15 protein-coding genes are annotated in these 13,420 nt (G+C 64.2%); 14 read left to right on the top strand and 1 reads right to left on the bottom strand.

The genetic code is table 11. The annotated features are described in order from the left end of the window. The first annotated feature begins 3 nt into the window (after positions 1-3). The 11 genes from rpsE (at position 4) to katG (ending at position 7,991) form a co-directional block, all read left to right on the top strand. Positions 4-534 carry a 30S ribosomal protein S5 gene (gene rpsE, locus AAG092_RS08980; protein ID WP_110683345.1) on the top strand — a complete coding sequence of 177 codons (531 nt, stop codon included), beginning with the start codon at positions 4-6 and terminating at the stop codon, positions 532-534. 2 nt (positions 535-536) lie between these two features. After that, positions 537-713: a 50S ribosomal protein L30 gene (gene rpmD / locus AAG092_RS08975; RefSeq protein ID WP_110683346.1), complete on the top strand. Its 177-nt coding sequence runs from the start codon at positions 537-539 to the stop codon at positions 711-713. Between the two features lie 2 nt (positions 714-715). Beyond that, positions 716-1,150 (top strand): 50S ribosomal protein L15, encoded by a 435-nt coding sequence (rplO, locus tag AAG092_RS08970; protein ID WP_110683347.1) that lies wholly within the window; start codon positions 716-718, stop codon positions 1,148-1,150. Then, on the top strand, positions 1,151-2,479 hold the full coding sequence (secY, locus tag AAG092_RS08965; RefSeq protein WP_110683348.1) for a preprotein translocase subunit SecY: 1,329 nt from the start codon (positions 1,151-1,153) through the stop codon (positions 2,477-2,479). 31 nt (positions 2,480-2,510) lie between these two features. Further along, a complete protein-coding gene (gene rpmJ / locus AAG092_RS08960; RefSeq protein ID WP_043217073.1) occupies positions 2,511-2,627 on the top strand; it encodes a 50S ribosomal protein L36 in 117 nt (38 codons plus the stop codon). A 133-nt stretch (positions 2,628-2,760) separates the two neighbouring features. Further along, the gene (rpsM, locus tag AAG092_RS08955; RefSeq protein WP_021702691.1) at positions 2,761-3,117 is read left to right on the top strand and encodes a 30S ribosomal protein S13; all 357 of its coding nucleotides are present in this window, start codon (positions 2,761-2,763) and stop codon (positions 3,115-3,117) included. 30 nt (positions 3,118-3,147) lie between these two features. After that, on the top strand, positions 3,148-3,537 hold the full coding sequence (gene rpsK / locus AAG092_RS08950) for a 30S ribosomal protein S11 (protein WP_021702690.1): 390 nt from the start codon (positions 3,148-3,150) through the stop codon (positions 3,535-3,537). 16 nt (positions 3,538-3,553) lie between these two features. Further along, positions 3,554-4,174 (top strand): 30S ribosomal protein S4, encoded by a 621-nt coding sequence (gene rpsD, locus AAG092_RS08945; protein ID WP_110683349.1) that lies wholly within the window; start codon positions 3,554-3,556, stop codon positions 4,172-4,174. A gap of 22 nt (positions 4,175-4,196) precedes the next feature. After that, the gene (locus AAG092_RS08940; protein ID WP_110683350.1) at positions 4,197-5,198 is read left to right on the top strand and encodes a DNA-directed RNA polymerase subunit alpha; all 1,002 of its coding nucleotides are present in this window, start codon (positions 4,197-4,199) and stop codon (positions 5,196-5,198) included. Between the two features lie 43 nt (positions 5,199-5,241). Then, positions 5,242-5,631: a 50S ribosomal protein L17 gene (rplQ, locus tag AAG092_RS08935; protein WP_110683351.1), complete on the top strand. Its 390-nt coding sequence runs from the start codon at positions 5,242-5,244 to the stop codon at positions 5,629-5,631. 209 nt (positions 5,632-5,840) lie between these two features. Continuing rightward, positions 5,841-7,991, top strand: a complete 2,151-nt coding sequence (katG, locus tag AAG092_RS08930; protein ID WP_373389416.1) for a catalase/peroxidase HPI — start codon at positions 5,841-5,843, stop codon at positions 7,989-7,991. A 58-nt stretch (positions 7,992-8,049) separates the two neighbouring features. Here katG and uvrA read toward each other — a convergent pair whose 3' ends face one another. Next, entirely contained in the window at positions 8,050-10,884 is a 2,835-nt protein-coding gene (uvrA, locus tag AAG092_RS08925; protein WP_373389415.1) for an excinuclease ABC subunit UvrA, read from the bottom strand. A 133-nt stretch (positions 10,885-11,017) separates the two neighbouring features. On the opposite strand from uvrA, the gene AAG092_RS08920 reads away from it, so the two are divergent. The 3 genes from AAG092_RS08920 to AAG092_RS08910 all read left to right on the top strand — a co-directional run bounded on the left by AAG092_RS08920 (position 11,018) and on the right by AAG092_RS08910 (position 13,391). Continuing rightward, the gene (locus AAG092_RS08920) at positions 11,018-12,412 is read left to right on the top strand and encodes an MFS transporter (RefSeq protein WP_373389414.1); all 1,395 of its coding nucleotides are present in this window, start codon (positions 11,018-11,020) and stop codon (positions 12,410-12,412) included. A gap of 9 nt (positions 12,413-12,421) precedes the next feature. Further along, positions 12,422-12,916, top strand: coding sequence for a single-stranded DNA-binding protein (locus AAG092_RS08915; protein WP_373389413.1), 495 nt, complete (start codon positions 12,422-12,424; stop codon positions 12,914-12,916). A 112-nt stretch (positions 12,917-13,028) separates the two neighbouring features. Beyond that, the gene (locus AAG092_RS08910) at positions 13,029-13,391 is read left to right on the top strand and encodes a hypothetical protein (protein WP_373389412.1); all 363 of its coding nucleotides are present in this window, start codon (positions 13,029-13,031) and stop codon (positions 13,389-13,391) included. The last annotated feature ends 29 nt before the right edge of the window (positions 13,392-13,420 follow it).

Below are 13,420 nucleotides of genomic sequence, written 5' to 3'. Positions count from 1 at the left end.
GTTATGGCAAATCACGAGCAAAAGCGCGATCGCGACAATCGCGGTGACGACGCCCAGGGCGAAGGCTACATCGAGAAGCTGGTCCAGGTTAACCGCGTTGCCAAGACCGTTAAGGGTGGCCGTATCTTCACCTTCACCGCGTTGACCGTGGTGGGTGATGGTAAGGGCCGCGTCGGTTTCGGTCGCGGCAAGTCCCGCGAAGTGCCGGCCGCCATCCAGAAGGCGATGGAAGCTGCGCGTCGCAACATGATCCAGGTCGACCTGAACGGCACCACCCTACAATACCCGATGAAGTCCGTGCATGGCGCTTCCCGCGTCTTCATGCAGCCGGCTTCCGAAGGTACCGGCATCATCGCCGGCGGCGCCATGCGTGCCGTGCTGGAAGTGGCTGGCGTGCAGAACGTTCTGGCCAAGTGCTACGGCTCTACCAACCCGGTGAACGTGGTGTACGCCACCTTCAAGGGTCTGAAAGCCATGCAGTCGCCGGAATCCGTGGCTGCCAAGCGTGGTAAGAGCGTCGAGGAGATTCTCTGATCATGGCTACCGTCAAAGTCACTCTGGTCAAGAGCACCAATGGCCGTCTGGCCAACCACAAAGCTTGCGTCAAGGGCCTGGGCCTGCGTCGCATCGGTCACACCGTCGAAGTTCAGGACACTCCTGAAAACCGCGGCATGATCAACAAGGCTTACTACCTGCTGAAGGTGGAGGGTTAATCATGCAACTGAACGATCTGCGTTCCGCGCCGGGTGCCCGTCGCGAAAAGCACCGTCCGGGCCGTGGTATCGGTAGCGGTCTGGGCAAGACCGGTGGCCGTGGCCACAAGGGTCAGACCTCCCGTACCGGTGGCTCCATCGCCCCGGGCTTCGAGGGTGGTCAGCAGCCGCTGCACCGCCGTCTGCCGAAGTTCGGCTTCGTTTCCCTGAAGGCCATGGATCGCGCTGAAGTGCGCACTTCCGAGCTGGCCAAGGTGGAAGGCGACGTCGTAACCCTGCAGTCGCTGAAGGATGCCAACGTGATCAACCAGAACGTACAGCGTGTGAAAGTCATGCTGTCCGGCGAGGTTACTCGTGCGGTCACCCTGAAAGGTATCGCCGCCACCAAGGGTGCGCGCGCGGCTATCGAAGCAGCTGGCGGTAAGTTCGAGGACTAAATGGCTAAGCAAGGTGCTCTCTCCGCGCTCAGCAATGGCGGGTTGTCCGAGCTCTGGGCTCGACTGCGTTTCCTGTTCCTGGCGATCATCGTCTATCGGATCGGTGCGCACATTCCGGTGCCCGGAATCAACCCTGACCGGCTGGCCGACCTGTTTCGGCAGAACGAGGGGACCATTCTTAGCCTGTTCAACATGTTTTCCGGCGGCGCGCTGGAGCGGATGAGCATCTTTGCACTGGGGATCATGCCGTACATCTCGGCCTCGATCATCATGCAGCTGATGACCGCTGTCAGCCCGCAGCTGGAGCAGTTGAAGAAGGAAGGGGAAGCTGGCCGTCGCAAGATCAGCCAGTACACCCGCTACGGCACCCTGGTGCTGGCCGTGATTCAGGCAATCGGCATGTCCGTTGGTCTGGCGGGTCAGGGCGTGGCTTTCTCGGCTGATTTCGGCTTCCACTTCGTGGCGGTGACGACCTTCGTGGCCGGCGCCATGTTCATGATGTGGCTGGGCGAGCAGATCACCGAGCGGGGTGTCGGCAACGGTATTTCGATGCTGATCTTTGCTGGCATCGTGGCCGGTCTGCCGTCGGCAATCGGGCAGTCTTTCGAGTCTGCACGCCAGGGCGATATCAACATCTTCGCCCTGATTGCCATCGGTCTGCTGGCGGTAGCGATCATCGGTTTCGTGGTGTTCATCGAGCGTGGTCAGCGTCGCATTGCGGTGCACTACGCCAAGCGTCAGCAGGGCCGCAAGGTTTTCGCTGCGCAGACCAGCCACCTGCCGCTGAAGGTGAACATGGCGGGCGTGATCCCGGCCATCTTCGCCAGCAGCCTGCTGCTGTTCCCGGCTTCGCTGGGTACCTGGTTTGGTCAGTCCGAAGGTCTGGGCTGGCTGCAGGATATTTCGCAGGCGATCGCTCCCGGACAGCCGTTGAACATTCTGCTGTTTAGTGCAGGGATCATCTTCTTCTGCTTCTTCTACACGGCGCTGATGTTCAACCCGAAAGACGTAGCGGAAAACCTGAAGAAGTCCGGTGCCTTTATTCCGGGCATCCGTCCGGGCGAGCAATCCGCGCGCTATATCGATGGCGTGCTGACCCGCTTGACCATGTTCGGTGCTCTTTACATGACGGCCGTTTGCCTCCTCCCGCAGTTCCTGCAGGTGGCAGCCAACGTTCCGTTCTACCTTGGCGGGACCTCGTTGCTGATCGTGGTCGTGGTTGTGATGGACTTTATGTCGCAAGTACAATCGCACCTCGTTTCGCACCAGTACGAATCCCTGATGAAGAAAGCCAACCTGAAGGGCTATGGCGGCGGCATGCTCCGCTGACATGGTTTCCGTAAGGTTCTAGGAGTTACTGATGAAAGTTCGTGCATCGGTCAAGAAGCTGTGCCGTAACTGCAAGGTCATCCGTCGCGACGGCGTCGTGCGCGTGATCTGCAGCGCGGAGCCGCGTCACAAACAGCGCCAAGGCTGAGTGTGATCCACGCGTAATGAGCCCGGCAGCTAGTGCGCTGCCGGGTTGATTCTTTGTTATTACAGCGCTAATATCGCGCGCCCTATTTCTTGGCTTCCAGGGCGTGGGTAGCTGTCAATTGGAGTTCCACTGAATGGCCCGTATTGCAGGCGTCAACATTCCGGATAACAAGCACACTGTTATCTCGCTGACCTACATCTACGGTGTTGGTCGCACCACTGCGCAGAAGATCTGCGCAACCACCGGTGTCAATCCGGCGGCAAAGATCAAGGATCTCTCTGACGAGCAGATCGAGCAGCTGCGTGGCGAAGTCGCCAAGCTCACCACCGAAGGTGACCTGCGCCGCGAAATCAACATGAAGATCAAGCGTCTGATGGACCTGGGCTGCTACCGCGGTCTGCGTCACCGCCGTGGCCTGCCGGTCCGCGGTCAGCGCACCAAGACCAACGCGCGCACCCGCAAGGGCCCGCGTAAGCCGATCCGCAAGTAATTGCGCCCGCGAATCGACAGGAAATAAGTCATGGCTAAGCCTGCTGCTCGTACTCGTAAGAAAGTCAAAAAGACAGTGGTGGATGGCATCGCCCATATCCACGCTTCTTTCAATAACACCATCGTGACCATCACCGACCGTCAGGGCAATGCTCTGTCTTGGGCGACCTCCGGTGGTTCCGGTTTCCGCGGCTCCCGTAAGAGCACCCCGTTCGCTGCCCAGGTGGCTGCCGAGCGTGCCGGTCAGGCTGCTCTGGAATACGGCCTGAAGAACCTCGACGTGAACGTCAAGGGCCCGGGCCCGGGTCGCGAATCCGCTGTGCGTGCTCTGAACGCCTGCGGCTACAAAATCGCCAGCATCACCGACGTGACGCCGATCCCGCACAACGGGTGCCGTCCGCCGAAGAAGCGTCGCGTGTAATAGGAGACAGTGAAGAATGGCTCGTTACATTGGTCCCAAGTGCAAACTGTCTCGTCGTGAAGGCACCGATCTCTTCCTGAAGAGTGGTGCGCGCGCGCTCGAATCCAAGTGCAACATCGAATCGGCTCCTGGCCAGCACGGCGCTCGCCGCGGCCGTCAGTCCGACTACGGTACCCAGCTGCGTGAGAAGCAGAAAGTCCGTCGTATCTACGGCGTGCTGGAGCGTCAGTTCAGCGGTTACTACAAGGAAGCTGCCCGTCGCAAGGGTGCTACCGGCGAGAACCTGCTGCAGCTGCTGGAATGCCGTCTGGACAACGTGGTTTACCGCATGGGCTTTGGTGCCACCCGCGCCGAATCCCGCCAGCTGGTATCGCACAAAGCCATCACCGTGAACGGTTCGACCGTGAACGTCCCGTCCTACCAGGTCAAGGCTGGTGACGTGGTTGCGGTTCGCGAAAAGGCCAAGAACCAGCTGCGCGTTGCCCAGGCTCTCGAGCTGTGCGCCCAGCGTGGTCGTGTTGAGTGGGTCGAAGTGGATGCTGAGAAGAAGTCCGGCGTGTTCAAAAGCGTCCCGGCTCGCAGCGATCTGTCCTCCGACATCAACGAAAGCCTGATTGTCGAGCTCTACTCCAAGTAAGGGCTAGAAAATAGGTGCATCCATGCAGATTTCGGTAAATGAGTTCCTGACCCCCCGTCATATCGACGTTCAGGCGGTCAGTCCGACCCGCGCCAAGATCACCCTCGAGCCCCTCGAGCGTGGTTTTGGCCATACCCTGGGCAACGCGCTGCGTCGCATCCTGTTGTCCTCCATGCCTGGCTGTGCAGTAGTCGAGGCCGAGATCGACGGCGTACTCCACGAGTACTCCGCCATCGAAGGTGTGCAGGAAGATGTCATCGAGATCCTGCTCAACCTGAAAGGTCTGGCCATCAAGCTGCACGGTCGTGACGAAGTCACCCTGACTCTGGCCAAGAAGGGCTCGGGTGTGGTCACCGCTGCCGATATTCAGCTGGATCACGATGTCGAGATCGTCAATGGCGATCACGTGATCGCCAATCTGGCGGACAACGGCGCTCTGAACATGAAGCTCACCGTGCGTCGTGGCCGTGGCTACGAGCCGGCCGATGCCCGTCAGAGCGACGAGGACGAGAGCCGCAGCATCGGTCGTCTGCAGCTGGACGCTTCGTTCAGCCCGGTTCGCCGTGTGGCCTACGTGGTTGAGAACGCCCGCGTCGAGCAGCGTACCAACCTGGACAAGCTGGTCATCGACCTGGAAACCAACGGCACCCTGGATCCTGAAGAGGCCATCCGTCGTGCCGCGACCATCCTCCAGCACCAGCTGGCGGCTTTCGTCGACCTGAAGGGCGACAGCGAGCCGGTGGTGGTCGAGCAGGAAGACGAGATCGACCCGATCCTGCTGCGTCCGGTAGACGACCTCGAACTGACCGTGCGTTCGGCCAACTGCCTGAAGGCGGAGAACATCTACTACATCGGCGACCTGATCCAGCGTACCGAAGTAGAGCTGCTCAAGACTCCGAACCTGGGCAAGAAGTCCCTGACCGAGATCAAGGACGTCCTGGCCTCCCGTGGTCTGTCCCTCGGCATGCGCCTCGACAACTGGCCGCCGGCAAGTCTGAAGAAGGACGATAAGGCGACTGCCTGATCGTCCGTAATCACCGAACCGAAAGTTTGGTAAGGAATTAATCATGCGTCATCGTAAAAGTGGCCGTCACCTCAGCCGCACCAGCGCTCACCGCAAGGCCATGTTCCAGAACATGGCGGTGTCGCTGTTCGAACACGAACTGATCAAAACCACCCTGCCGAAAGCCAAGGAACTGCGTCGCGTTGCCGAGCCGCTGATCACCCTGGCCAAGGTAGACAGCGTCGCCAACCGTCGCCTGGCCTTCGACCGTACCCGTTCGAAAGCCATCGTCGGCAAGCTGTTCAACGACCTGGGCAAGCGTTACGCCACCCGTCAGGGCGGCTACCTGCGCATCCTCAAGTGCGGTTTCCGCGCTGGCGACAACGCCCCCATGGCGTACGTCGAGCTGGTTGACCGCAAGGTTGCTGGCGAGGCCGTAGAAGCCGCCGAGTAAGCGACTTCTGCTTCACGAAGAACCGGGCCTAGGCCCGGTTTTTTGTTTTCAGGGCTTCGGGTTTGCCCGCGCTGGCGCTCTATCAAGAGACAAAAGCTATCAGGTCGTTACTCTCCATAAATTGGTTCTTCGGATAAGGCGGGTCTACTCTTGATCCATCGTCGGCCGCAGTCGATGGGACCGACCCGGTGAGAAGAAAGGAGAGAGCGATGTCGAACCAAGGTAAATGTCCGTTCCACCATGTCGCCGGTGGCGGCACGACCAACAGGGACTGGTGGCCGAACCAGCTGCGCGTGGATCTGCTCAACCAGCACTCGGAAAAGTCCAACCCACTCGGCGAGAAGTTCAACTACGCCGAAGAGTTCAAGAAGCTCGATTACAAGGCGCTCAAGGCGGATCTGGTCAGACTGATGACCGACTCGCAGGACTGGTGGCCCGCCGACTTCGGCCACTACGGCCCGCAGTTCATCCGCATGGCCTGGCACGCTGCCGGCACCTATCGCACCACCGACGGCCGCGGTGGCGGCGGTCGCGGCCAGCAGCGCTTCGCTCCGCTGAACTCCTGGCCGGACAACGTCAACATCGACAAGTCGCGGCGTCTACTGTGGCCGATCAAGCAGAAATACGGCCAGCAGATTTCCTGGGCCGACCTGCTCATTCTCGCCGGCAACGTTGCACTGGAGTCCATGGGCTTCCGTACCTTCGGCTTCGCCGGCGGTCGCGAGGATGTCTGGGAACCGGACCAGGACGTCAACTGGGGCGCCGAGATGCAGTGGCTGGGCGTCGACCCGGAGCGGGTCAAGGATAATCGCGAGCTGAACGGCCCGTTCGGCGCCACCCACATGGGCCTGATCTACGTGAACCCGGAAGGGCCCAACGCCAGTGGCGACTACCTGGAGGCGGCCAAGGATATCCGCGCCACCTTCTACCGCATGGCCATGAACGACGAGGAAATCGTCGCGCTGATCGCCGGTGGCCACACCTTCGGCAAGGCCCATGGCGCTGCGCCGGAGTCGCACAAGGGGCCGGAGCCGGAAGCCGCGCCGATCGAGGCCCAGGGCCTGGGCTGGATGAGCAACTTCGGCAGTGGCCATGGCAAGGACACCATCTCCAGCGGCATCGAGGTCACCTGGACCAAGACCCCGGCGCTGTGGAGCAACAACTTCTTCGAGAACCTGTTCAAGTACGAGTGGGAGCTGACCAAGTCGCCGGCCGGCGCCAAGCAGTGGGTGGCCAAGGATGCCCCGGAGATCATTCCGGATGCGCACATCCCGGGCAAATTCCACAAGCCGACCATGCTCACCACCGACCTGACCCTGCGCTTCGATCCGGAGTTCGGCAAGATTTCCAAGCGCTTCCTCGATGATCCGCAGGCCTTCGCCGAAGCCTTCGCCCGCGCCTGGTTCAAGCTGACCCATCGTGACATGGGGCCGAAGGCCCGCTACCTGGGCCCGGAAGTGCCGAAGGAGGACCTGATCTGGCAGGACCCGCTGCCGGCTGCCACGCACAACCCGAGCGCGGCCGATATCGCCGACCTCAAGGACAGGATCGCCGCCTCCGGCTTGTCGGTGGGCGACCTGGTGTCGGTGGCCTGGGCCTCGGCCTCGAGCTTCCGTGGCAGCGACAAGCGCGGTGGCGCCAATGGTGCGCGCCTGGCGCTGTCGCCGCAGAAGGACTGGGCCGTCAACCAGCGGGCGATCAAGGCCCTGCCCAAGCTGGTGGAGATCCAGAAGGCCTCGGGCAAGGCTTCGTTGGCCGACGTGCTGGTTCTGGCCGGTAACGTGGGCGTGGAGCAGGCCGCCAAGGCTGCCGGTGTCAGCGTGGATGTGCCGTTCGCGCCAGGGCGGGTCGATGCCCGTCAGGACCAGACCGACGTCGAGTCCTTCGCCGTGCTGGAGCCGGTCGCCGATGGCTTCCGCAACTACAACAAGGGCAATCTGGGCGTGCCGACCGAGGCCATGCTGATCGACAAGGCGCAGCTGCTGACCCTGACCGCGCCCGAACTGACCGCGCTGGTCGGCGGCCTGCGGGTGCTCGGTGCCAACTACGATGGTAGTGCCCATGGCGTGTTCACCGACAAGGTCGGTGTGCTGTCCAACGACTTCTTCGTCAACCTGCTGGACATGGGGCTGGAGTGGAAGGCGACCGGCGCCGATGCCGAGCTGTTCGAGGGCAAGTGCCGCAAGACCGGCAAGGTGCAGTACACCGGCACACGCAACGACCTGATCTTCGGCTCCAACTCGGTGCTGCGCGCCTACGCCGAGGTTTACGCCAGCGCCGACGGCAAGCAGAAGCTGGTCAAGGACTTCGTCGCCGCCTGGACCAAGGTGATGAACCTGGATCGCTTCGATCTGGCCTGATTCACCTGCGCCCAGAAAAAAGCCCCGCATCTGCGGGGCTTTTTCATGCTGGCGACGGTCAGGCGCGATCGCGTTCCAGCAGGGGCTTGAGGAAGTGCCCGGTATGCGACGCCGGGTTGGCGGCGACCTCCTCCGGGGTGCCGGTGGCGATGATCATGCCGCCCTTGGAGCCGCCCTCGGGGCCGAGGTCGACGATCCAGTCGGCGGTCTTGATCACGTCCAGGTTGTGCTCGATCACCACCACGGTGTTGCCGTGGTCGCGCAGGCGGTGCAGCACGTCGAGCAGCTGCTGGATATCGGCGAAGTGCAGGCCGGTGGTCGGCTCGTCGAGGATATACAGGGTCTTGCCGGTGTCGCGCTTGGACAGCTCGCGACTCAGCTTGACCCGCTGCGCCTCTCCGCCGGACAGGGTGGTCGCGCTCTGCCCCAGCTTGATATAGGACAGGCCGACGTCGACCAGGGTCTGCAGCTTGCGCGCCAGGGCCGGCACGGCGTCGAAGAAGTCGCGGGCCTCCTCGATGGTCATGTCGAGCACCTCGGTGATGCTCTTGCCCTTGTACTTCACCTCCAGTGTCTCGCGGTTGTAGCGCTTGCCCTTGCACACGTCGCACGGCACGTAGATGTCCGGCAGGAAGTGCATCTCCACCTTGATCACGCCGTCGCCCTGGCAGGCCTCGCAGCGCCCGCCCTTGACGTTGAAGCTGAAGCGGCCCGGGCCGTAGCCGCGCGAGCGGGCCTCCGGCACGCCGGCGAACAGCTCGCGGATCGGGGTGAACAGGCCGGTGTAGGTTGCCGGGTTGGAGCGCGGCGTTCGGCCGATCGGGCTCTGGTCGATGTCGACCACCTTGTCCAGGTGCTGCAGGCCGTCGAACGAGTCGTGCGGCGCCGTCTCCAGGGTGGTGGCGCCGTTCAGCGCGGTGGCGGTGATGGGGAACAGGGTGTTGTTGATCAGCGTCGACTTGCCCGAGCCGGACACGCCGGTGACGCAGGTGAGCAGGCCGACCGGGATCTCCAGGTCGACGTTGCGCAGGTTGTTGCCGCGGGCGCCCTTGAGCTTGAGCAGCTTCTTCTTGTCGCGCGGGGTGCGGCTGGCCGGGTAGCGGATCTTTTCGCGGCCGGAGAGGTACTTGCCGGTCAGCGAGTCGGGGTGGTTCATCACCTCGTCTGGGGTGCCCTCGGCGACCACGCGGCCGCCGTGCACGCCGGCGCCGGGGCCGATGTCGACCACGTAGTCGGCCAGGCGGATGGCGTCCTCGTCGTGCTCGACGACTATCACCGTGTTGCCCAGGTTGCGCAGGTGGGTGAGGGTGCCCAGCAGGCGCTCGTTGTCGCGCTGGTGCAGGCCGATGCTGGGCTCGTCGAGGATATACATGACTCCGACGAGTCCCGCGCCGATCTGGCTGGCCAGGCGGATGCGCTGGGCCTCGCCGCCGGACAGGGTGTCGGCGCTGCGGTCCAGGGTCAGGTAATCAAGGCCGACGTTGACCAGGAACTGCAGGCGTTCGCGGATTTCCTTGAGGATCTTCTCGGCGATCTCGCCGCGGCGCCCGGTCAGGCTCATGCCGCCGAAGTAGTCGCAGGCCTCGCCCACCGGCAGTCCGGTGACCGCGGGCAGGGTGCGCTCGCCGACCCACACGTGGCGCGCCTCGCGGCGCAGGCGGGTGCCGCGGCAGTCCGGGCAGGGCTGTGTGCTGAGGAACTTGGCCAGTTCCTCGCGCACGGTGGCCGACTCGGTCTCGCGGTAGCGCCGCTCCAGGTTGGGGATGATGCCCTCGAACGGGTGCGAGCGTTTGACGATGTCGCCACGGTCGTTGAGGTACTTGAAGTCGACGTTCTGCGTGCCGCTGCCGAACAGGATGACCTTCTGGTGCTCGGCGGCCAGGTCGTCGAACGGCTCCTCCAGGCTGAAGCCATAGTGCGCGGCCAGCGAGCCGAGCATCTGGAAGTAGTAGACGTTGCGCCGGTCCCAGCCGCGGATGGCGCCCTCGGCCAGGGTCAGCTCGCCGTTGACCAGGCGCTTGGCGTCGAAGAACTGCTTCACGCCCAGGCCGTCGCAGGTCGGGCAGGCGCCGGCCGGGTTGTTGAAGGAGAACAGCTTGGGTTCCAGCTCGCTGATCGAGTGGCCGCAGTGCGGGCAGGCGAAGCGCGCGGAGAAGATGATCTCGTCGCCTTCTTCATCGTCCATGGGCGCGACCAGGGCAATGCCGTCGGCCAGGTTGATGGCGGTCTCGAAGGATTCGGCCAGGCGCTGCTGCAGGTCCTCGCGCACCTTGAAGCGGTCCACCACCACGTCGATGCTGTGCTTCTTCTGCTTGTCCAGCTTGGGCAGCTCGTCCAGTTCATAGAGCTTGCCGTTGACCCGGGCGCGGACGAAGCCCTGGGCACGCAGCTCGTCGAACACCGCCAGGTGCTCGCCCTTGCGCTCGCGGATCACCGGGGCCAGCAGCATCAGCTTGCGGCCCTCGGGCAGGGCCAGCACCTGGTCGACCATCTGGCTGACGGTCTGCGCCTCCAGCGGCACGTCGTGGTCCGGGCAGCGCGGGATGCCGACGCGGGCGTAGAGCAGGCGCAGGTAGTCGTAGATCTCGGTGATGGTGCCGACCGTCGAGCGCGGGTTGTGCGAAGTGGACTTCTGCTCGATGGAGATGGCCGGGGAGAGGCCCTCGATGGTGTCGACGTCGGGCTTCTCCATCATCGACAGGAACTGCCGGGCGTAGGCCGACAGGGACTCCACGTAGCGGCGCTGGCCTTCGGCGTAAAGGGTGTCGAAGGCCAGCGACGACTTGCCGGAACCGGACAGGCCGGTGATCACGATCAGCTTGTCGCGCGGCAGGGTCAGGTCGACGTTTTTCAGGTTATGGGTGCGCGCACCCCGGATCAGAATCTTGTCCACGAACGGCCTCGCAGGTGGGCGGGCGGAAACCACGCAGTATACGGCCGCGGGCTGGCACGCGGCAAAGCGCCGCGCCTGTATCGGCGCGGGGATGGCTGCTAGAATCGCCGGCCAATTTGTTCAGGGTTTTTCCATGCACGATCCGCACAGCGAACGCATGAGCGCCAGCGAGACGCGCGCCGCGAGCGGCCTGGCCCTGGTGTTCGCCTTCCGCATGCTGGGCATGTTCATGGTCCTGCCGGTGCTGGCCACCTACGGCATGGACTATGCCGGCGCCACGCCGGCACTGATCGGCCTGGCCATCGGCGCCTACGGCCTGACCCAGGCGCTGCTGCAGATTCCCTTCGGTGTGCTCTCCGACCGCATCGGCCGCCTGCCGGTGATCTACGTCGGCCTGCTGATCTTCGCCGCCGGCGCCGCCCTCGCCGCTACTGCCGACTCCATCTGGGGGGTGATCGCCGGGCGCGTGCTGCAGGGCGCCGGGGCCATCTCGGCGGCGGTGATGGCGCTGCTCTCGGACCTGACCCGCGAGCAGCACCGCACCAAGGCCATGGCCATGATCGGCATGAGCATCGGCCTGTCGTTCGCCGTGGCCATGGTGGTCGGCCCGCTGCTGACCCGCGCCTTCGGCCTGTCCGGGCTGTTCTGGGCCACCGCCGGCATGGCCCTGCTGGGCATGCTGATCATCGCCGCCTTCGTCCCGCGCGCCTCCCGCACGCTGCAGCACCGCGAGTCCGGTGTCGCCCGTCAGGCGCTGCGGCCGACCCTGCGCAACCCCGAGCTGCTGCGCCTGAACCTGGGCATCGGCGTGCTGCACGCGATTCTCATGGCCAGCTTCGTGGTGCTGCCGCTGGCGCTGGTGGAGCAGGGCGGGCTGGCCAGGGAGGAGCACTGGTGGGTCTACCTCAGCGCCCTGCTGATCGGCTTCTTCGGCATGGTGCCGTTCATTATCTACGCCGAGAAGAGGCGCCAGATGAAGCGCGTGCTTTCCGGTGCGGTGCTGGTGCTGGTGCTCTGCGAGCTGTACTTCTGGGCCTTCGGCCACAGCCTCTCGACGCTGGTGCTGGGCTTCATCCTGTTCTTCACCGCCTTCAACCTGCTAGAGGCTTCGTTGCCTTCGCTGGTGAGCAAGGTGGCGCCGGCCGGCGGCAAGGGCACGGCCATGGGCGTGTACTCCACCAGCCAGTTCCTCGGCGCCGCGCTGGGCGGCATCCTCGGCGGCTGGCTGTACCAGCATGGCGGCCTCGGCCTGGTATTCGTCGGCTGTGCGGCGCTGGGGGTTTTCTGGCTGCTGGCAGCTGCTACTATGCGCGAGCCGCCTTATGTGACCAGTCTGCGCCGCCCGCTTGCCGAGACGGCGCTGGCCGACAGCGGACTGGTGGGGCGACTCCTCGCGATACCCGGCGTCAGCGACGCCATCGTGGTGGCCGAGGAGGCCGCGTTGTACATCAAAGTGGACACCCAACAATTGGACCGCGCGTTGCTCGAGCAGGTGCTCGAAGAGGCCGCGGAGACGCATTCAGCTTAGGAGAACGAAATGGCCCGTGGGGTTAACAAAGTCATTCTGATCGGCAACGTCGGCGGCGACCCGGAAACCCGTTACCTGCCCAATGGCAATGCGGTGACCAACATCACCCTGGCCACTACCGACAGCTGGAAGGACAAGCAGACCGGCCAGCAGCAGGACCGCACCGAATGGCACCGCGTGGTGTTCTTCGGCAAGCTCGCCGAGATCGCCGGTGAATACCTGCGCAAGGGCAGCCAGTGCTACGTCGAAGGCCGCCTGCAGACCCGCGAGTGGGAGAAGGACGGCGTCAAGCGCTACACCACCGAGATCGTGGTCGACATGAACGGCACCCTGCAGCTGCTCGGCGGCCGCGGTGGCAACCAGGAAGGCGGTGGTGACTACGCCCCGCGCCAGCAGCAGTCGCGCCCGGCCCCGCAGCAGGCCGCCCCGCGCCCGGCGCCGCAAGCGGCGGCCCAGCAGCCGGCCCAGGACTTCGACAGCTTCGACGACGATATTCCGTTCTAAGCCCGGCCGAAGGTCCACGAGAAGCCCGCCCCGTGCGGGCTTTTTGTTGTCTGCGGGGTGCGACGCCGTGTCCAGCGCGCCGCCCGGGCCTGGTCGCTAGAATGCCCGGCCCATGACCCCCCTCAGCCGCAGTTTCCGCGATTGGCTCTACGCCTTTGCCCTGGTGGGCATGCTCCTGCGCGTGAGCATGCCGCTGTGGGCATTGCCGCAGATGAGCGATGCGGCCTTCATGCTGATGTGCACCTCGCATGGTCTGCAGTGGCAGATCGGTGGCGAGGAAGACGCCGGCCTGGCCGCCCAGCAGCTGCCCTGCGTGCAGTGCGGCGCACAGCTGGCCAGCCTGCAGTCGTTTCCCTTCACACCACCGCCGCCTCCGGTCGCCGCCCCCGAGCGGCCGCGTTTCGCCGAGGCGCTGAACCTCAGCCCGCCGTTCCTGGTGGCGCCGCCCGGCAGGGCCCCGCCGGCCATTTCCTGATCCAGCCATTCAGCGCCCTCCGTGCGAGG

The sequence above is a fragment of the Pseudomonas alcaligenes genome (assembly GCF_041729615.1).
Lineage (GTDB): Bacteria > Pseudomonadota > Gammaproteobacteria > Pseudomonadales > Pseudomonadaceae > Aquipseudomonas > Aquipseudomonas alcaligenes_B.
The sequence above is the reverse complement of the archived record's forward strand: the minus strand, read 5'-3'. Positions and strand labels throughout refer to the sequence as shown.

Bases quoted from the DNA above. Each gene is read 5' to 3' on its own strand.
- rpsM (WP_021702691.1), top strand. From the start codon at position 2,761: ATGGCCCGTATTGCAGGCGTCAACATTCCGGATAACAAGCACACTGTT.
- AAG092_RS08910 (WP_373389412.1), top strand. From the start codon at position 13,029: ATGACCCCCCTCAGCCGCAGTTTCCGCGATTGGCTCTACGCCTTTGCC.
- secY (WP_110683348.1), top strand. From the start codon at position 1,151: ATGGCTAAGCAAGGTGCTCTCTCCGCGCTCAGCAATGGCGGGTTGTCC.
- AAG092_RS08940 (WP_110683350.1), top strand. From the start codon at position 4,197: ATGCAGATTTCGGTAAATGAGTTCCTGACCCCCCGTCATATCGACGTT.
- rpmD (WP_110683346.1), top strand. From the start codon at position 537: ATGGCTACCGTCAAAGTCACTCTGGTCAAGAGCACCAATGGCCGTCTG.
- katG (WP_373389416.1), top strand. From the start codon at position 5,841: ATGTCGAACCAAGGTAAATGTCCGTTCCACCATGTCGCCGGTGGCGGC.
- rpmJ (WP_043217073.1), top strand. From the start codon at position 2,511: ATGAAAGTTCGTGCATCGGTCAAGAAGCTGTGCCGTAACTGCAAGGTC.
- AAG092_RS08915 (WP_373389413.1), top strand. From the start codon at position 12,422: ATGGCCCGTGGGGTTAACAAAGTCATTCTGATCGGCAACGTCGGCGGC.
- rplO (WP_110683347.1), top strand. From the start codon at position 716: ATGCAACTGAACGATCTGCGTTCCGCGCCGGGTGCCCGTCGCGAAAAG.
- rpsK (WP_021702690.1), top strand. From the start codon at position 3,148: ATGGCTAAGCCTGCTGCTCGTACTCGTAAGAAAGTCAAAAAGACAGTG.
- rpsD (WP_110683349.1), top strand. From the start codon at position 3,554: ATGGCTCGTTACATTGGTCCCAAGTGCAAACTGTCTCGTCGTGAAGGC.
- rplQ (WP_110683351.1), top strand. From the start codon at position 5,242: ATGCGTCATCGTAAAAGTGGCCGTCACCTCAGCCGCACCAGCGCTCAC.
- AAG092_RS08920 (WP_373389414.1), top strand. From the start codon at position 11,018: ATGCACGATCCGCACAGCGAACGCATGAGCGCCAGCGAGACGCGCGCC.
- rpsE (WP_110683345.1), top strand. From the start codon at position 4: ATGGCAAATCACGAGCAAAAGCGCGATCGCGACAATCGCGGTGACGAC.